Origin of the sequence: Pseudomonas sp. SMN5 (assembly GCF_052041925.1) — a bacterium.
GTDB lineage: Bacteria > Pseudomonadota > Gammaproteobacteria > Pseudomonadales > Pseudomonadaceae > Aquipseudomonas.
This window is the reverse complement of record NZ_JBKGGX010000011.1, coordinates 169491-186425: the sequence shown is the minus strand read 5'-3', so window position 1 is coordinate 186425 and position 16935 is coordinate 169491. Positions and strand designations below refer to the sequence as shown.

The window sequence follows — 16935 nt, the reverse complement described above, 5'->3', positions numbered from 1 at the left end:
CCGAGGTGGCTGTGCCAACCTTTGCGGCACTCCCAAGACATGGAAGGCACACCACTTGAAAGCTCTCATCGTGTTCGGGGCGCTGCTGCTCAGCACGCCCTTGTCCGCCGCGCAGCTGGTCATGGAGCTGGGCGCGAATACGCGTACCTGGCAAACCGAGGAACTGCTCAAGCATCCTGAAGCCCGAACGGTCCAGGTTGATGATGACGTTTCCTACAAGAAGCCGATGACCTATCGCGCCGTGCCGCTGACGGCACTGCTGGCGGGCGTCCAGCCGGACGAACATCTGCAAGCGATTGCACTGGACGGCTTCGCCGCCGAGATGCCTGCTGCGCCGCTGCTGAACAAGAATGGCTCCCGCGCCTGGCTGGCGATCGAGGACCCGGCCAAACCCTGGCCATCGCTCGGCGAGGGCAAGCAAAGCGCCGGGCCGTTCTATCTGGTCTGGACCGATCCCCAGGCGGGGCATATCGGCCCGGAACAATGGCCTTACGCCGTAGCGAGCATCAAGCGTTTGTCCGGCGTCGCTGAACGCTTCCCTGCCCTGCTGCCGGCCCCCAGCCTGACGAAGGACGACCCGGTCAACAAAGGCTTTGCGTTGTTTCAGAAAAACTGCCTGGCGTGCCACCGGCTCAATGGTGCTGGCGACGCACAATTCGGTCCCGACCTGAACGTACCGTTCAACCCGACCGAGTACTTCTCCGGTGACTTCCTCAAGCGCTATATCCGCGATCCGCAAGGCCTGCGCCATTGGCCCCAAGGCAAGATGCCAGGGTTTTCGGAAGCCGTGCTGCCGGATGCCGAGCTGGATCTGCTGGTGGGATATTTGAAGCACATGGCCGGGCGCAAGCAGCCGCTGGGTCAATGACCATGCACCATACAACTATTGCTGCTGCACCTTGATCACCGGAGCCGGTGCCTCGACCACCCTGGCATGCATCTGCTCATAACCTCCGCCACGGCGCATGCCACGCACCGGACAGGCATCAAGGTAATCCAGGCCCACGGCCAGTTTGAGGTGCCGCTCCGGGCGTGCGAGCTGGTTGGTCACGTCGAAGCTGTACCAGGCGTCATCGAGCCAGGCTTCAGCCCAGGCGTGGCTGGCCAGGTGTTCGCTCTGCTCGTTGAACAAATAGCCTGACACGTACCGCGCCGGCACACCCAGGCTGCGGGCGCAAGCCAGGAATGCGTGGGCATGGTCCTGACAGATTCCGCGACGTCCGGCAAAAGCCTGGACGGCACTGGTCTCGACGTCAGTGACGCCGGGGGTGTAGACCATGTGCTGGTTGAGCCCATGCATCAGGTCGATGAGCGCCGTACGATCGCGACGCCGTTTGCATTGCTGATTGGCGAAATCCCGAAGGGCATCGTCTGCCTCGGTCAGTCGGGTAAAGCGCAGGAATGGCAGCGCCGACTGGCTTTCATGCTCGGCTTCGCGGGACGGATCGATATCCACCTGCCCTCGGGCTCCGATAATGACCGTCTCGTGAGGTTCGTCCAGGGTCAGTACGTGCAGGATGTTGCCGAACGGATCCAGTTGCGCCCGTACCGGTCGCGGCAGGTCGAGTTGCCAACTCAGCACATGCTGGCGCTCGCTGTCGTGGGGCGTCAGGCGCAGGTACTGGATGCTGGCGCGAACCTGGTCTTCATAGTGGTAGGCCGTTTCATGGCTGATCGAGAGTCTCATATGACCTCCAGGTAGGAGCTGTGGATGGCATTGCCCAGTTCGCGGACCAACGGGATGAATTCGGTGAGCCAGGCGTGCAGGCCACCGTCGAGTATTTCGTCGATGCCGGTGTAGCGCAGGCGCGCGTCCATTTCTGCAGCCAGGCGTTGGGCCTGTCGGCCATTGGTGCCCGGCAGGCTCGCGAGGATCTGGTCGATTTCTTCGGTGCAGGCACGCAGCGAGCGCGGTACGTCGGCACGCAACAGCAACAGTTGCGCCACATGACGGGCACCGGGAGCGTCGCGGTAGATCTCCGTGTAGGCCTCGAAGGAGGACAAGGCCCGTAGCAAGGCGCTCCACTGGTAATACGCGTGGGCCGTGCCGTCGCTGACGGCGTCGGCCTGGTCGCCGGCCATTTCGTAGCGGGCGTCGAGCAGGCGAAGGGTGTTGTCGGCCCTTTCGATGAAGGTCCCCAGGCGAATGAACCTGAACGCGTCGTTACGCATGATCGTGCCGTAGGTCGCGCCTCGGAACAGGTGCGAGCGTTCCTTGATCCACTCGCAGAAACGGCTCATGCCGTAGCGATTCAAGCCTTGCCCGGCAATCTCGCGTATTTCCAGCCAGGTGGCATTGATGTTTTCCCACATGTCGGCGGTGATTCGCCCCCGGACGGCATGGGCACTGGCTCGCGCAGCGCCCAGACAGCTATAGATGCTGGCCGGGTTGGCGGCCTCCAAAGCAAAGAATTGCAGCAGCCGCTCGGCGTGCAGGTCGCCATGTCGTTCGCGGTAGTCTTCCAGCGTGCCGGTAATCAATAGCGGCATCGCCAGTTCGTGGAGGCCGTCGCCGCGCCCGTCCTGGGGCATCAGCGATAGCGAGTAGCTGACGTCGAGCATGCGTGCGAGGTTTTCTGCACGCTCCAGGTAACGCGACATCCAGTACAGGTCAGAGGCGGTTCTACTCAGCATTGCTTGCTTCCTTCAATCCTCGACCACCCAGGTATCCTTGGTGCCGCCACCTTGGGATGAGTTGACCACCAACGAGCCTTCGCGCAACGCCACCCGGGTCAGGCCGCCAGGCACCACCCGGGTTTCCCGGCCCGCCAGCACGAACGGACGCAGGTCGATATGGCGCGGGGCAATGCCGTTCTCGACGAAGGTCGGGCATGTCGAAAGTGACAGCGTCGGCTGGGCGATGTAGGCGTGTGGCTTGGCCTTGATCCGCTCGCGGAAGGCATCGATCTGCTCTGTAGTCGCGGCAGGTCCCACCAGCATGCCGTAGCCGCCGGAGCCCTGGGTTTCCTTGACCACCAGACTCGGAAGATTCGCCAGCACGTGGGAAAGTTCAGAGCGATTGCGGCACTGCCAGGTCGGAACGTTCTGCAGGATCGGCTCCTCGTCCAGGTAGAAACGGATCATGTCGGTGACAAATGGATACACCGACTTGTCGTCCGCCACGCCGGTGCCGATGGCATTGGCGAGCACTACGTTGCCGGAGCGGTAGGACGCCAACAGCCCCGGCACCCCGAGCATCGACTGCGGATTGAAGGCCAGTGGATCGAGGAAGGCGTCGTCCAGGCGACGGTAAATCACATCCACTGCTTTCGGCCCGTCGGTGGTGCGCATGAACACCTTGTCATCGCGCACGAACAGGTCGGCCCCCTCCACCAGCTCCACGCCCATCTCACGGGCCAGGAAGGCATGTTCGAAGAACGCGCTGTTGAAGCGCCCCGGGGTGAGCACCACGACGCTGGGGTCATCCAACGCACTGGCGCTTCTCAGGGTATCGAGCAGCAGGTTCGGATAATGGTCGATCGGCGCGATGCGCTGGGCGGAGAACAACTCGGGAAACAGGCGCATCATCATCTTGCGGTCTTCAAGCATGTAGCTGACGCCGCTGGGGGTACGCAGATTGTCTTCCAGCACGTAGTACGTGCCATCGCCATCGCGCACCAGGTCGACCCCGCAAACGTGCGCGTAGACGTCCCGGTGCAGATCCAGCCCCTGCATCGCCAGTTGGTATTGCTCGTTGGCCAGCACCTGTTCCGCCGGTATGACCCCGGCGCGGATGATCCGTTGCTCGTGGTAGAGGTCGGCCAGGAACATGTTCAGTGCCTTGACCCGCTGGATACAGCCGCGCTCGACCACCCGCCATTCGCTGGCGGGGATACTGCGCGGGATGGTATCGAACGGGATCAGGCGCTCCGTGCCCTGCTCGTCCCCGTAGAGCGTGAAGGTAATGCCGGCGCGATGGAACAACAGGTCGGCTTCGCGCCTGCGTTGGGCCAGCAGTTCATCAGGCGTCTCGGCCAGCCAGCGGGCAAAGGCCCGGTAATGCGGACGGACCTGGCCGTCGGCATCGTACATTTCATCAAAACCCGCGCGGATCATGCCGTACTCCTTGTCACCCTGGCAGTAGGCATCGCAAGGCCCGTGCCATCGGCATAAACGCTTTATGATCAACGGGTTGGATTTTTTAGTGATCGGCTATGCACCCTTGTCGTGCAGCCAATGTCCCACTCCGCCGCCGCCCCGCTTCATTACGACGCAGGGAGTCGCTTCCCTGAGCATAGTCATGGAAAAGCCATGCAGGCGGATTTGGATACAGTTAGCTACAAAAGCTGGGCTTACCCAATGGCGGTGAGGAGTTAAGACGGTGTTGGCGGTGCGGTCGTCATCGCGAGCAGGCTCGCTCCCACAAGGTAATCCTCAAGGCTCACCTCTCAGCGGCGATGACCTGACGCCAATGAAAACGGCCGACCCGACGGTCAGCCGTTGCAGTATGGCGGTAGGGGAACATCAAGCCTGCAGGCGCCGGATCTCCTGCTTGACACCCCAGCCTTCGATGACCCCACCCAAGGGTTCGACGACGGCTTCGAAGTCTTGCTCAAAGTCTCCAATATCATCGTAGGTAGCGTACATCACCCGGCTCAATTCCAATGACCAGGCACCATCGTCCCGTGCACTGATCTGTGCATTCAGCGATTCACCCCGGAAATGCCCCGCCGCCCTGCGCGCCCGCTCCTCGTCCGGGAAAATGGCGTAGAACTCAATGGGATGGAATCTGGAAAAATCGAAACCGCCTTCTTTCATGCGGCGCAACACGCTGGTGCTGATGTCTTCTTGATAGGCTGTGCTCATGAAACGTCCTCCTGAAACGCAATGGATAGACTTTCCTTCTTCCCGGACGTGCGGCCGCAGGGCTGCACGTGGTACGGCATCAAATGACCGTCGGGACACAAGCATGTAGCTGACAAGACCGGACCTTGGCGATCCTCTTCGCTGATCTCAATTGCAGAGTAGCCGCAAGTGATCGCCGCTGCCAAGCGAGGCCAGCCAGGGTTTTCATGAAATCGGTGTAATGCTGATGATCTCGATGCTGTGCTGAGTCTTCAGGTTCTTGACCGTAGGCTCTTCGGTCCGCCCTTCAAGATCGTTGAGGTCCAGCTTGGCGGGTACGGGCAACAGCCTTTCGCGAATCAATTGTGCAGCCTGTTCCATGGTGGGCTCCTGCTCATAGTCGAACTGCTCGGCGATGGCTTCGCCGTGATCATCCACGAAAGTGATTTCCCACTTCTGCATCGGTGTCTCCTCGATCAATTCAGGGCCTGGCTTACCTCTATCTCGACATTGAGCGCTGATTATTCGTTCCGCCGAATTGGCGGACGGCAAACATGAAAAGACCGCCTCGCGGGCGGTCTCGAAGACTGACTTGGCCGTTTATTTTTCGGCACGTTCCTTCAGCTCTTTCAGAGTGTTGAACGGGGCATCCACGACAAACTTGTTAGCCAGCCAGGACGGTACATCGCCACCCGGCTCGGTATGGACCTGATAGGTCACTTCGATCTGGTCGGCGCCCTTGGGTACGAATTTCCAGAACCCGTCGACCTGAGTCACCCGCACGAATCCCTTCTCCTCCGGCAAGTAGGTCGGTACGCCTTTGAGGTGGCGGGTGAGGCTGCCATCGACGCCCTGTTCAGTGGTGACTTCCAGCACCGAGTCTCGGGAGGTGACCGGCCAAGGCGTGTTGAATTGAGTGTAGGTCCAGCTCTTGTCACCTTCGTGCTTGAGCAGCTTCTGGCTCTTGCACTCATGAATCCAGGCACAGGCGCCGGGCACGTCTTCTTGCAGGGCCCGCAGTTTTTCCATGGTGGTCTTCATGACCGTCACGCCACGGTAAGCCTTGTACTTGGAGCCGGGCACTTCAGTGAGAGAGACCTTGATACCGTCCTTTTCCTTCGCGACCTGCCAGTCTTCTGCCTGGGCAGTGGCCGTCGCCAATAGCACGGTCATCCCACACAACACAGCCATACGATGCAGCGAACCCATAATCTTTTCCTTATTGTCCAAGTTCGATCATTCAATCGCGGTCATTGATCATCATGCCGCCGTGACTTGCTCCCACCAGCCGATCAGCCGGATGGCTTCTTCACTGCCGCTGCCACAGACCTCGACGTCGGCCTCGAATGCAGAGCACACCGCTGGACGCTCTGGCTGGCCAAAAATCCGACACATGTTATCGACCGACAACTGAACGCAACGTTCTCCCGCCGGCTTGCCTTGTGGCATCCCGGGAATCGGCGAGCTGATGGAAGGGGCGATGCAACAGGCGCCACAGCCTTCACGGCATTTCATGACGACGACATCCTCACGACAGGTAGTGGTTAGTAACGGGACACAGAGTAACGGCTAAAACACCCGTTTTAAATTACCGTCCGAGTGTTTTTTCGCCTTGGACCGGATGACCGAACAGTCAATAACGAGCTGCACTCAAACGAAGACTTACTGCTTGAACTCGAAATCCAGCGCGGCGCCTTCCACCTCGTTGCGCTCCTGATTGCGCAACGGCAGCTGCATCTCGTTGCTCAGCAGCCGACCGTTGAGCTGGAACGGCCCGGGCTTCTGATCAAACATGGACGGCAATAAGGGTTCACGCTTGGGCAAGGGCACTTTACCCGGCGGCTCAAGGTCTTCGACCATATCATGGGGCAGGCTCAAGTCCAGCTTGGCCGGCGGCAGTGGGGTCTTGGCGACCTCGCGGGCGGACTTACTCTTGGAGGCGATGGGCGCGCGTTTCTTTTTGGAAACGGTTTTCTTGGCTGGCGTCTTCTTGGCCGTAGCCGCTTTTTTTGGCGTCTCTTTCGTGGCGCTGGCGGTCGGTTTTTCCTGCGCTGCAGCGGCCGAGACACCTGCGCAATGGAAGGTAGTCAACAGACCGATCAAAACCCAGGCAGCAGGAGCAATGGCTTTCATAAATACAACGGCAGTCATGACAGAGAAGCCCATGCTCGCCTGATAATGACGCGCTGACAAGCACCTCAGGCTAAGCCGCTGATTCTTAAAAAATTCCGTTCGCCGTCTCTTGGCACAACTGGGTAGCCAGCAACCCCAACGTCATCAGCGCCCGCTCTGCCTCGCGATTCCAGGGTATGCCGCAGTTCAAGCGGATACAGTGGTTGAACTGTTCGGTGTTACTGAAAATCAGCCCGGGCGCAATGCTGATGCCCTGCTGCAACGCCCGCACATGCAGTTCCTGGGTGTTGACCCGCCCCGGCAGGCTGACCCACAGGATGAAGCCCCCGGTAGGACGACTCATCTGGGTGCCTTCAGGGAAATACTGCTGCACCGCCAGCTGGAAAGCGCTGAGGTTCTTGCGGTACTCCTGACGGATATAGCGCAGGTGCCGATCATAGCCGCCATTTTCCAGATACGCCGCAATGCCCATCTGCGTGACGCTGCACGCCGAGTGCGTGCTGAAAGTCTGGAGCCGCTGGATCTCCTGCTGGAATTTGCCCGCAATCATCCACCCGATGCGCACACCCGGCGACAAGGTCTTGGAAAAGCTCGAACAGTAGATGACCCGGTCCAGTCGGTCGTAGGCCTTGAGGGCCTTGGTGCGCCCCTGTTCGAACATCAGCTCGCCATAGATGTCATCCTCGACGATCTGGATGTCGAAGTCCGAGGCCAGGCGCAACAACTGTTTCTGCCGCTCTTCCGGCATGGTGCCGCCAAGGGGATTACTCAGTCGTGTGGTCAGCACCAGCGCCTTGATCGACCATTGGTTGGCGGCCAGCTGCAGCGCCTCAAGGCTCATGCCGGTGACCGGATCGCTGGGGATCTCGATAACCTTCAGGCCCAGCAGGTCGGCCAGTTGCAGCAAACCGTAGTACGTAGGTGACTCGGCCGCGATCAGGTCTCCGGGCCGGGTCAGCACGCGCAGCGACATTTGCAGGGCGTCGACGCAGCCGTGGGTGATCACCACTTCGGAAGGGTCCACCACCACACCCGCATCGCGCATGCGAATCGCCACCTGGCGCCGCAACGGCTCGAAGCCCGGGCTGAACATGTAGCTGAACGCCCGCGGACTGTGGAAGCGGGTGACCTTGGCCAATTGCTGATGCAATGCCCGCACCGGCAGATAATCGACGCTCGGCACCGCTGCGCCCAGGGGAAACACCCCTTCGCGTCGCGATTCGACCAGGACCTGCTGAATGATGCTGCTGCGTGTCACCAGCCCCGGACGTTCGACCCGTGCAATGTCCGGCGTCGGCGCCGTCAGGGCCGGTGTCTGGTGCACGTAGTAGCCCGATTGCGGCCGTGCGCGAATCAGCCCCTGGTCCTCAAGGTTCGCGTAGGCCTGCAACACCGTGGCATGGCTGACGTTGAGCTGCGAACTCATCTTGCGCACCGAAGGTACACGCTCGCCGGGCTGGTACACACCACGCCGGATGTCTTCAGCCAACTGTTGCGCAATACGTTGATAGAGCAGGAGATTGGTCATGACACAGCACTCGATTTCACGGGCATTTTATTCTTGTAGGAAACGATACCGGAACAGTTTAGAAGTGTACTGGGACAGTTGCCAGATTACTCGACCGTACAGTGCAGTGACAGCCCCAACTGTATCGATTGTCCAACGGGCAGATCGAAAAAAACCCGGCGCCGTCAAAGGGGCCGGGTTTTCCAGTGACGCGTCCCTCAGCGGGCCGCGCCGAGCTGGCCCTTTTCGTCAGAAAAGACGATTTCAACGCGGCGGTTCTGCGCCCGACCACGCTCGGTAGCGTTGACGTCTACCGGATATTCATCACCGTAGCCTTCGACCTGGATACGCTCCTCATCGATCCCCAGGTCCACCAGCACATCTGCCACTGCTTGCGCGCGGTCACGGGACAGCTTGAGATTCTCCTGCTTGCCCCCGGTGCTGTCGGTATATCCCTCGATACGCACGACGCGCTTGGGATTGAGTTGCAGGAATTGGACGATCTTGAGCACGACCCGGTTCGCCGAGTTCTTCAACTCGGCTTCGCCGGTGTCGAACAGGACGTCGCCGAGGGTCATCACCAAGCCGCGATCGGTCTGGGTGGTGGCCATCGCCATGATCTGTTCTTCGAGCCACTTGCCCTGCTGCTGCACGCTCAGCAGCTTTGATTCACGCAAGGCCAACTGCAAGCGCTGACGCTCCAGCTCCAGCTTCGCCGCGCGTTCTTCGTTGAGCACCTGGTTGCTATGCTCCCGAGCGATCTCGCTGTAGCGCTGGCTCAGGTAGGCGTAATGCTGCACATCCTCGCCGCTGCCCCAGTAGGTCGACAAGCGATCGGCACGGGCCAGGGATTCGCCGGCACGTATCACGTCCCTGGGTGCGGCACGCAAGACATTGGCATCTTCCTTTACCTTCTGAAAGCTCGCACCGGCCTGTTCCAATGCTGCTTCGCTACGCTGACCGGCGCAGCCATACAAACCGCTCAATCCAACAAGTACCAGGCCGCCCAGCAAATAGGAGTGCTTCATTGAGCGTCCTCCCGCAGTTGCTTGCGCAGGCGCTTGATACGGGTATCGAGCACGTTCAGTTGCTCCTGACTCTTGAGCGTCAGCACTTTGGCTTCCGCCAGGCGTGCATCCAGTTCAGCCTGTTCGGCACGCATGCGGGCCTTTTTGTAGGATTCGTCGGCCATGTTCGACTGGGCCCGGGCGAACTTTTCCTCGGCCAGTTTCAATTCGGGTACTTCATCGGCATTGGCGCCCACGGCTCGGGCTTGTTCCAGCGCCCGTTCGGTCAGGCGGATCTGTTCATTCGGCGCCGGATCGGCTGCGCAACCCGCCAGAGCCAGAACGGCCAGGGCAGCGAAAAGAGGTCGAATAGTCACTAATGTTCCCTACTGTTTTGGGGCACCGACAGGTGGCTGCAACTGTGTTCTCCAACGCTCCAGATTGCGCTGCAACACAGCCTCCGTCAGGCCGGACGCGGCCAATTCTGTCATCTTTTGCGCCAGCTGTCCGCGTAACCATGGGTCATTGCAGGCGGAGTTATGGGAAACCGCGAGAAACAGCCCCGGTTTATCAACTGGCTGTGGTGCGGCTTGCAGGTCGTTGGCCATTCCCAGTGTCTGCGCCATTGCCAGGCCGGAATAGCGCCCGGCCAGGGCATATTCCACCTCCCCCAGCAGCAATTTCTGAAAGGCCTGGGTAAGGTTGGGCGTGCGGGTCAGGGACAATTGCTGCTCTGCAAAGACGCCAAATCCGGCAGTCATACGAGACTTTTCCGACAATGCGCCGGGATGACCATGAAGGTCCTCGGGTCGATTGATGACCAGTGTCGAATCCTTGCGGGTCCAGACCAGGTAATCGTTTTCCAGCAGCGGCGGATGGACGTAGTCCAGCGCTTCGAGACCGGCGCTGGTCAATGGCGCGTCGGTGAGCAGGTCCATGCGCCCGCTGCGCACTTCATCCAGGGCCTGGGCACGCTTGCCGGCATACAGCAGTTCAACCTTGATCCCCAGCTCCCCTGCCACTTTCTCCAGCAGATCGGCGCCAGCGCCGATCAGATGCTTGGGATCCTGCGGATCCTGCCAGAGGTACGGCGGCGCATCCGGACTGCCGGTGGCGACCAGGCGCTCACATTTGCCCGATGCCAGGACATCCGAAGACACCACGGGCAAGCCCAGTAGTAGCGACAGCGCAATGATGTAAAACCTGTCCATAACGATTCCTGTGCAGATACCGGCTGGAAGCGAATGTCGCTCCGTACGTGATGATCGCTGTTTCCAGAGGGAAATGTCACGGGCACAGCCGTTACCGGAAATACAAACTTAACTGAGTTGCTGCCACTCAGTCACCGGCCGAAACTTAACGTAATACCGAAAAACACCTCTGCGTATCGTCGCTCACCTATTCTGTAATCCTTGCCAACCAATCCTGATCACGGCCGGATTCTACGCACTGTCAACAATCAGAAACTTGAGGAAAAAGAATATGAGCTATTCCTATCTTGACGTTCGGGATTTCGGGGCTGTTGGTGATGGTGTAACCGACGACGCCCGAGCCTTCCAACAGTGTTCCGATGCTGCCTACCTCGAGAACAAAGCTATTTCGGCGTCGGGTCAGTTTCTAATAAAACAGCGAGTCATGATCTATACCGACGTCGATTTCACCCGCGCTCATTTGATCATGGACTCAGGTGGTATTGCGATCCTGGAACATCCGGATCAGCGCAAACAACAGACCTTGTCCGTAGCCAAAGGTGATTTTGTTCCGGCACGTCTGACTTATCTGGGCACAGACCTTAGTAGCACCCTGCCCAACGACACGATTGAGCAGTACGCCGAAAGCTTTGTCGTAGTATCCAGTGATGATATTTATATCTACCGCAACGGCGACCGCAATGCACCTCAGAAAAAAAGCACGGTCACGCTGATGACCAAGTATGGACGATTGGTCTACCCGTTGAGCTTTGACTACTCCAGGTCATCCACCGTAACGATCAAATTGCGCAAGCTTCCACGAAACAGGCTGAGGATCAAGGCACCCTCCATGGAAGTCCAGGGACCGGTCACATTCCCGATTTTTCAAGTGAGTCGCGACCTGGTTGAGGTAATCGGCCTTCGGTGCATCTGTAGAAACTTCGATGACACTTACTACGCGCTCACCAGTTGCAGCGATTGTTACGGTGTCTCCTTTCAGGGTGCCAATTTACCTGGATACGGATGGCCAGCTTACCAACCAGGCGTCTCGTCCAAAGCCATCTATGACGTGATTCTCAACAAGTGCTTGAACATCAGCTTCGCCAATATCTCGGGAAATACCGGCTGGAAAACCATTGACGGCAATAACGTACGGAACATCAGTGTCGTTGACTCCGAACTGGAAGCCTTCCACTGCCATTTCAATGCTCAGGACATTGAGGTCAGAAATTGCGTCTTCCATGGTAAAGGCTGTTCTTTTGGAACAGGCAGCGACGACTCGGTCATCCGCATACTTGATTGCAAGTTCATGACACGCTCCTGGAGCGCCTTGGGCATGCGAACCGACTATGGCGAACTACGAGGGACACTGGTCGTAGAAAACTGTACTTTCCAGTTCGTGGATAAAGCGCAGACACGAACTACGTGCATTCTCGTCCTGGAAGACAGCGCGATCCGATTGACGGATCAGCCTGAAACTTATGCCTTACCGTCAAACATTCTTATCAGAAATATAAAAATCTTCAGCAAGGAAGCCTGCGAATTAATCAGTTTTTCCACCGAGGATCACTACACTGCGCAGCGAAAACTACTGCCCCCCAGAAACATCAGTATCCAAGGTGTAGATGCTACGACAGCCCTGGGAGGCATCTCGTTCGACTATGCCTTCCTGCCATTCAATGGCGTTGACTCCGCAGTGGTCAATATCAGATTGGAAAACATAAGAATGCCACCGTCGCGAGGCTTTGTTTTGCGCGTAGGAGCAGCAGACATTCGCCAGAATAAAGTTCACTTCTGCTTGAAAGTGATCGATGCCGACGCCGTTTATGGCTTTCTGATGGGAAGCAAAAAGTCGGAAATCCATATTCGCGACTCCAGCGCCACTCGCCTCAGGTGCTATTGGGGTGGGCACGCCCAATTAAAGGTCTTGAGCCTCGACAATGTCCAGGTGAAGCTGGGAAGCAACTATAACGATAACGATATTTCGCTGGACACCCCGCAAGTGGGCTTTGTCAGCGTCGTTAACTGCGTCTTCGATGCGTCGGCCTATAAGGCAGCCACAGGACACACGTTGAGCCTGGGCGGCTCGACAGCTCATCGATCGGGCAATAACGTTGCGATTGACTGCCACGGCACCCATGACAGCGAGGACTTCAACAGCTTCGGAAGAAAGCCGATTATCCCTGGCCTGGGACGTCCTTCGAATTACACGGTTGGGCCCGACGGCCTGCTGGTCAAAAACTGGCCCTGAGGTGCGCCGCCGCACCTATCGAGCGGGCACAAAAAAGTCCGATGCCAATGATCTGGCATCGGACTTTTTGTGAAGGCGCCGGATTAGACCAGCTTCTCCAACTCGGGAACGGCTTCGAACAGATCCGCCACCAAGCCATAGTCGGCCACTTGGAAAATCGGCGCCTCTTCGTCCTTGTTGATCGCAACGATCACCTTGGAGTCTTTCATACCGGCCAAGTGCTGGATCGCGCCGGAGATACCGACGGCGATGTACAGCTGTGGCGCAACGATCTTGCCGGTCTGGCCGACCTGCATGTCGTTGGGTACGAAACCTGCGTCAACCGCTGCGCGGGAAGCGCCGACGGCAGCACCCAGCTTGTCGGCCAGGGCGTACAGGTGCTTGAAGTTGTCACCGTTCTGCATGCCACGGCCGCCGGAAACGACGATCTTGGCAGCGGTCAGTTCAGGACGATCGGACTTGGCCAGTTCTTCGTTGACGAAGCTGGAAGTGCCGGCGTCGTGGGCAGCGCCGACGGCTTCGACAGCGGCGGAACCACCTTCGGCTGCAACCGGGTCGAAACCGGTGGCGCGCACGGTGATGACCTTGACCGAAGCGGTCGATTGCACAGTGGCAATGGCGTTACCAGCGTAGATCGGGCGCTTGAAAGTGTCGGCGCTTTCTACCGAGATGATCTCGGAAATCTGATCGACGTCCAGCGCAGCGGCAACGCGCGGCAGGATGTTCTTGCCGTTGGACGTAGCGGCGGCCAGGATGTGGCTGTAGCCCTTGCCCAGCTCGGCTACCAGTGGGGCAACGTTCTCCGGCAACTGGTGCGCGTAAGCGGCGTTGTCGGCCGAGAGCACTTTAGCCACGCCAGCGATTTTCGCGGCGGCTTCGGCAACGGCACCAGCGCCCTGCCCGGCTACCAGGACATGGACATCACCGCCGATCTTGGCAGCGGCTGCAACAGTGTTCAGCGTGGCCGGAGCCAGCGCCTTGTTATCGTGTTCGGCGATTACGAGGATAGTCATGTTCAGATCACCTTCGCTTCGTTTTTCAGTTTCTCGACCAGTTCAGCCACCGACTTGACTTTGATGCCCGCACTGCGTGCAGCCGGCGCTTCGACTTTCAGGGTCTTGTTGGTGGAGGCGGTGGAAACGCCCAAAGCGTCAGGAGTCAGCACTTCAAGCGGCTTCTTCTTGGCCTTCATGATGTTTGGCAGGGACGCGTAGCGCGGCTCGTTCAAACGCAGGTCGGTGGTGACGATGGCTGGCAGTTTCAGGGAAACCGTCTGCGCGCCGCCGTCGATTTCGCGGGTCACGGCAACGCTGTCGCCACTGACTTCGACTTTCGAGGCGAACGTGCCCTGGCCGTAGCCGCTCAACGCAGCGAGCATCTGGCCGGTCTGGTTGTTGTCGCTGTCGATGGCTTGCTTGCCAAGGATCACCAGCTGTGGCTGTTCCTTGTCGACGACGGCCTTGAGCAGCTTGGCCACGGCCAGGGAAGTCAGGTCTTCGGCGGATTCGACGAGGATGGCGTGATCGGCACCCAGTGCCAGCGCGGTGCGCAGTTGTTCCTGGGCGGTGGTCGGGCCGATGGAGACGACGACGATCTCAGTCGCCACGCCTTTTTCTTTCAGGCGTACGGCTTCTTCTACGGCGATTTCGCAGAAAGGGTTCATCGACATCTTGACGTTGGCGAGGTCGACGCCGGAGTTGTCCGCCTTGACGCGAACCTTGACGTTATAGTCGACCACTCGTTTGACAGCTACAAGAACCTTCATGGATTCCTCGTTACTCTCCGGTGAAAAGAAAGTCGCCTAGGCGAACCTGGCGGTTGATGCTCATGGGCGCAAGGGCACCTCTAAAAACGCCGGCATGAACCACACATGACCCTGCTCACGGGAGTGAAGACCATTCGTCAGTGATGACCGATGAGTCATTCATTATCGCGGCGTGTAAACTGCGCGTCCAAACCACGCATTACGTCACTTTGTGCTGCCTTCGCCCTGTCTTTAGAGGTGCTCTTGAAACCAACAGTCAGCCTACGGCGAGCGCAAAACCGCCCGTATCTTGACCGGAACACCTATTCCGGTCAATACGGCAAAATGGTCAGTCATAAGCCGTACGTCAGTGATTTATCTGGGCTGCGGCAATTTCAAACAAACGTTTGTATTGGACCCTGAGAGTGGTGTAGATATAATGCGCCGCCAAGAGAGAACCGCGTGTCATCCATTGTCGCTTTCGCCCGCTTCGTGAAGGAAGCAATGGATGCAACGCCAAACCTCCAATTAGAAAAATCGTGAGCCTTGAGTAGGAGATAGCCTGTGGAACGCGAATACATGGAATTCGACGTGGTCATCGTCGGCGCCGGCCCCGCTGGCCTGTCTGCCGCTTGCCGACTGAAACAGAAGGCCGCCGAAGCCGGTAACGAAATCAGCGTCTGCGTGGTCGAAAAAGGCTCCGAAGTCGGTGCGCACATTCTCTCCGGCGCGGTGTTCGAACCCCGCGCCCTGAACGAGCTGTTCCCGGACTGGAAAGAACTCGGCGCACCGCTCAATACCCCAGTCAAGCGCGATGACATTTATGTCCTGAAAAGTGCCGACACTGCGAGCAAAATCCCTGACTTCTTCGTGCCCAAGACCATGCACAACGAAGGCAACTATATTATTTCCCTGGGCAATCTGTGCCGCTGGCTGGCTCAGCAGGCGGAGAATCTGGGTGTTGAAATCTACCCCGGCTTCGCCGCTCAGGAAGCGTTGTTCGACGAAAACGGCGTGGTCCGCGGGATCATTACCGGCGACCTGGGTGTCGACCGCGAGGGTCACCCGAAGGAAGGCCTTTACACACCGGGCATGGAACTGCGTGCCAAGTACACCCTGTTCGCCGAAGGCTGCCGCGGTCACATCGGCAAGCAACTGATCAAGCGCTTCAACCTGGACAGCGAAGCCGACGCCCAGCACTACGGCATCGGCCTGAAGGAAATCTGGGAAATCGACCCGGCCAAGCATCAACCCGGCCTGGTGGTTCATACCGCCGGCTGGCCGCTGGACATCATGGGCACCGAGAACACCGGCGGCTCCTTCCTTTATCACTTGGAGAACAACCAGGTGGTGGTCGGCCTGATCGTCGACCTGTCCTACAGCAACACCTTCCTGTCGCCGTTCGACGAGTTCCAGCGCCTCAAGCACCACCCGGTGCTCAAGCAGTACCTGGAAGGCGGCAAGCGCGTCAGCTACGGCGCGCGTGCCATCTGCAAGGGCGGCCTGAATTCACTGCCGAAGATGGTGTTCAAGGGCGGCGCACTGATCGGCTGCGACCTCGGCACCCTGAACTTCGCCAAGATCAAGGGCAGCCACACTGCGATGAAGTCCGGCATGCTCGCTGCCGATGCGGTGGCCGACGCACTGTTCGCCGGTGCCGAAGGCAGCGATGAGCTGACCAGCTACGTCGATGCATTCAAGGCCAGCTGGCTCCATGAGGAACTGTTCGCCAGCCGCAACTTCGGCGCGGCGATCCACAAGTACGGCGCGATCATCGGCGGCGGTTTCAACTGGCTCGACCAGAACATCTTCGGCGGCAAGCTGCCGTTCACCCTGCACGACAACAAGCCCGACTACGCTTGCCTGAAGCTGGCGGCCGACTGCAAGAAGATCGACTACCCGAAACCGGACGGCAAGCTCAGCTTCGACAAACTCAGCTCGGTGTTCATCTCCGGTACCAACCATGAAGAAGAACAACCCTGCCACCTGAAGCTGACCGACCCGAGCATCCCGATCGGCAAGAACCTGCCGTTGTACGACGAACCGGCCCAACGCTACTGCCCGGCCGGCGTCTACGAAGTGGTGACCCAGGAAGACGGCGAGAAGCGCTTCCAGATCAACGCCCAGAACTGCGTCCACTGCAAGACCTGTGACATCAAGGATCCTTCGCAGAACATCACCTGGGTAACCCCGGAAGGCGCTGGCGGGCCGACTTACCCGAACATGTAAGCCGATTCGCTGAACAACGAGGCTCCCGCAATGGGGGCCTTTTTGTTGCGTGCCATCCAAGCAGCACCACAGCCCGATGTGGGAGCGAG

At 59.0% G+C, this 16935-nt stretch carries 17 protein-coding genes; 3 read left to right on the top strand and 14 right to left on the bottom strand.

All coding sequences use genetic code 11. The annotated features are described in order from the left end of the window. Window positions 1–55 precede the first annotated feature (55 nt). Window positions 56–868 carry a c-type cytochrome gene (locus tag ACLEJR_RS13615; RefSeq protein ID WP_440814542.1) on the top strand — a complete coding sequence of 271 codons (813 nt, stop codon included), beginning with the start codon at window positions 56–58 and terminating at the stop codon, window positions 866–868. A gap of 15 nt (window positions 869–883) precedes the next feature. On the opposite strand, the gene ACLEJR_RS13610 is transcribed toward ACLEJR_RS13615, so the two are convergent. The 12 genes from ACLEJR_RS13610 to ACLEJR_RS13555 form a co-directional block, all read right to left on the bottom strand. Next, window positions 884–1687 carry a transglutaminase family protein gene (locus ACLEJR_RS13610; RefSeq protein WP_440794091.1) on the bottom strand — a complete coding sequence of 268 codons (804 nt, stop codon included), beginning with the start codon at window positions 1685–1687 and terminating at the stop codon, window positions 884–886. Beyond that, on the bottom strand, window positions 1684–2634 hold the full coding sequence (locus ACLEJR_RS13605) for an alpha-E domain-containing protein (protein ID WP_440814540.1): 951 nt from the start codon (window positions 2632–2634) through the stop codon (window positions 1684–1686). The genes ACLEJR_RS13610 and ACLEJR_RS13605 overlap by 4 nt, the downstream gene beginning before the upstream one ends. Window positions 2635–2646: 12 nt before the next feature. Then, on the bottom strand, window positions 2647–4056 hold the full coding sequence (locus ACLEJR_RS13600) for a circularly permuted type 2 ATP-grasp protein (RefSeq protein WP_440814538.1): 1410 nt from the start codon (window positions 4054–4056) through the stop codon (window positions 2647–2649). Window positions 4057–4464: 408 nt separating this feature from the next. Beyond that, a complete protein-coding gene (locus tag ACLEJR_RS13595) occupies window positions 4465–4806 on the bottom strand; it encodes a ribonuclease E inhibitor RraB (RefSeq protein WP_003179463.1) in 342 nt (113 codons plus the stop codon). 204 nt (window positions 4807–5010) lie between these two features. Further along, entirely contained in the window at window positions 5011–5247 is a 237-nt protein-coding gene (locus ACLEJR_RS13590; RefSeq protein ID WP_440814536.1) for a hypothetical protein, read from the bottom strand. Window positions 5248–5385: 138 nt separating this feature from the next. Beyond that, window positions 5386–5994 carry an START domain-containing protein gene (locus ACLEJR_RS13585; RefSeq protein WP_440794099.1) on the bottom strand — a complete coding sequence of 203 codons (609 nt, stop codon included), beginning with the start codon at window positions 5992–5994 and terminating at the stop codon, window positions 5386–5388. Between the two features lie 51 nt (window positions 5995–6045). Then, window positions 6046–6300 carry a YkgJ family cysteine cluster protein gene (locus ACLEJR_RS13580; RefSeq protein WP_440794101.1) on the bottom strand — a complete coding sequence of 85 codons (255 nt, stop codon included), beginning with the start codon at window positions 6298–6300 and terminating at the stop codon, window positions 6046–6048. 147 nt (window positions 6301–6447) lie between these two features. After that, window positions 6448–6918 (bottom strand): translation initiation factor 2, encoded by a 471-nt coding sequence (locus ACLEJR_RS13575; protein ID WP_440794413.1) that lies wholly within the window; start codon window positions 6916–6918, stop codon window positions 6448–6450. Between the two features lie 85 nt (window positions 6919–7003). Beyond that, the gene (locus tag ACLEJR_RS13570) at window positions 7004–8446 is read right to left on the bottom strand and encodes a PLP-dependent aminotransferase family protein (RefSeq protein WP_440794103.1); all 1443 of its coding nucleotides are present in this window, start codon (window positions 8444–8446) and stop codon (window positions 7004–7006) included. Window positions 8447–8643: 197 nt separating this feature from the next. Then, complete coding sequence (locus ACLEJR_RS13565) at window positions 8644–9453, bottom strand: OmpA family protein (protein ID WP_440814533.1); 810 nt, start codon at window positions 9451–9453, stop codon at window positions 8644–8646. Then, window positions 9450–9809 carry a DUF4398 domain-containing protein gene (locus ACLEJR_RS13560; protein ID WP_440794107.1) on the bottom strand — a complete coding sequence of 120 codons (360 nt, stop codon included), beginning with the start codon at window positions 9807–9809 and terminating at the stop codon, window positions 9450–9452. Before ACLEJR_RS13560 ends, ACLEJR_RS13565 begins: the two co-directional genes overlap by 4 nt. A gap of 9 nt (window positions 9810–9818) precedes the next feature. Beyond that, on the bottom strand, window positions 9819–10643 hold the full coding sequence (locus ACLEJR_RS13555; RefSeq protein ID WP_440814531.1) for a substrate-binding periplasmic protein: 825 nt from the start codon (window positions 10641–10643) through the stop codon (window positions 9819–9821). Between the two features lie 271 nt (window positions 10644–10914). On the opposite strand from ACLEJR_RS13555, the gene ACLEJR_RS13550 reads away from it, so the two are divergent. Continuing rightward, a complete protein-coding gene (locus tag ACLEJR_RS13550) occupies window positions 10915–12873 on the top strand; it encodes a hypothetical protein (RefSeq protein WP_440814530.1) in 1959 nt (652 codons plus the stop codon). Window positions 12874–12956: 83 nt separating this feature from the next. On the opposite strand, the gene ACLEJR_RS13545 is transcribed toward ACLEJR_RS13550, so the two are convergent. Both ACLEJR_RS13545 and ACLEJR_RS13540 read right to left on the bottom strand, forming a co-directional pair. Further along, on the bottom strand, window positions 12957–13886 hold the full coding sequence (locus ACLEJR_RS13545) for an electron transfer flavoprotein subunit alpha/FixB family protein (RefSeq protein WP_440794112.1): 930 nt from the start codon (window positions 13884–13886) through the stop codon (window positions 12957–12959). Window positions 13887–13888: 2 nt separating this feature from the next. Then, on the bottom strand, window positions 13889–14638 hold the full coding sequence (locus ACLEJR_RS13540) for an electron transfer flavoprotein subunit beta/FixA family protein (RefSeq protein ID WP_440814528.1): 750 nt from the start codon (window positions 14636–14638) through the stop codon (window positions 13889–13891). Between the two features lie 543 nt (window positions 14639–15181). Here ACLEJR_RS13540 and ACLEJR_RS13535 point away from each other — a divergent pair. Next, complete coding sequence (locus ACLEJR_RS13535) at window positions 15182–16846, top strand: electron transfer flavoprotein-ubiquinone oxidoreductase (RefSeq protein WP_440814525.1); 1665 nt, start codon at window positions 15182–15184, stop codon at window positions 16844–16846. The last annotated feature ends 89 nt before the right edge of the window (window positions 16847–16935 follow it).

What these genes read in the sequence shown, in the direction of transcription:
- ACLEJR_RS13610 (WP_440794091.1), bottom strand. Translation starts at nt 1,687, where the DNA reads ATGAGACTCTCGATCAGCCATGAAACGGCCTACCACTATGAAGACCAG.
- ACLEJR_RS13605 (WP_440814540.1), bottom strand. Translation starts at nt 2,634, where the DNA reads ATGCTGAGTAGAACCGCCTCTGACCTGTACTGGATGTCGCGTTACCTG.
- ACLEJR_RS13600 (WP_440814538.1), bottom strand. Translation starts at nt 4,056, where the DNA reads ATGATCCGCGCGGGTTTTGATGAAATGTACGATGCCGACGGCCAGGTC.
- ACLEJR_RS13595 (WP_003179463.1), bottom strand. Translation starts at nt 4,806, where the DNA reads ATGAGCACAGCCTATCAAGAAGACATCAGCACCAGCGTGTTGCGCCGC.
- ACLEJR_RS13590 (WP_440814536.1), bottom strand. Translation starts at nt 5,247, where the DNA reads ATGCAGAAGTGGGAAATCACTTTCGTGGATGATCACGGCGAAGCCATC.
- ACLEJR_RS13585 (WP_440794099.1), bottom strand. Translation starts at nt 5,994, where the DNA reads ATGGGTTCGCTGCATCGTATGGCTGTGTTGTGTGGGATGACCGTGCTA.
- ACLEJR_RS13580 (WP_440794101.1), bottom strand. Translation starts at nt 6,300, where the DNA reads ATGAAATGCCGTGAAGGCTGTGGCGCCTGTTGCATCGCCCCTTCCATC.
- ACLEJR_RS13575 (WP_440794413.1), bottom strand. Translation starts at nt 6,918, where the DNA reads ATGAAAGCCATTGCTCCTGCTGCCTGGGTTTTGATCGGTCTGTTGACT.
- ACLEJR_RS13570 (WP_440794103.1), bottom strand. Translation starts at nt 8,446, where the DNA reads ATGACCAATCTCCTGCTCTATCAACGTATTGCGCAACAGTTGGCTGAA.
- ACLEJR_RS13565 (WP_440814533.1), bottom strand. Translation starts at nt 9,453, where the DNA reads ATGAAGCACTCCTATTTGCTGGGCGGCCTGGTACTTGTTGGATTGAGC.
- ACLEJR_RS13555 (WP_440814531.1), bottom strand. Translation starts at nt 10,643, where the DNA reads ATGGACAGGTTTTACATCATTGCGCTGTCGCTACTACTGGGCTTGCCC.
- ACLEJR_RS13550 (WP_440814530.1), top strand. Translation starts at nt 10,915, where the DNA reads ATGAGCTATTCCTATCTTGACGTTCGGGATTTCGGGGCTGTTGGTGAT.
- ACLEJR_RS13545 (WP_440794112.1), bottom strand. Translation starts at nt 13,886, where the DNA reads ATGACTATCCTCGTAATCGCCGAACACGATAACAAGGCGCTGGCTCCG.
- ACLEJR_RS13540 (WP_440814528.1), bottom strand. Translation starts at nt 14,638, where the DNA reads ATGAAGGTTCTTGTAGCTGTCAAACGAGTGGTCGACTATAACGTCAAG.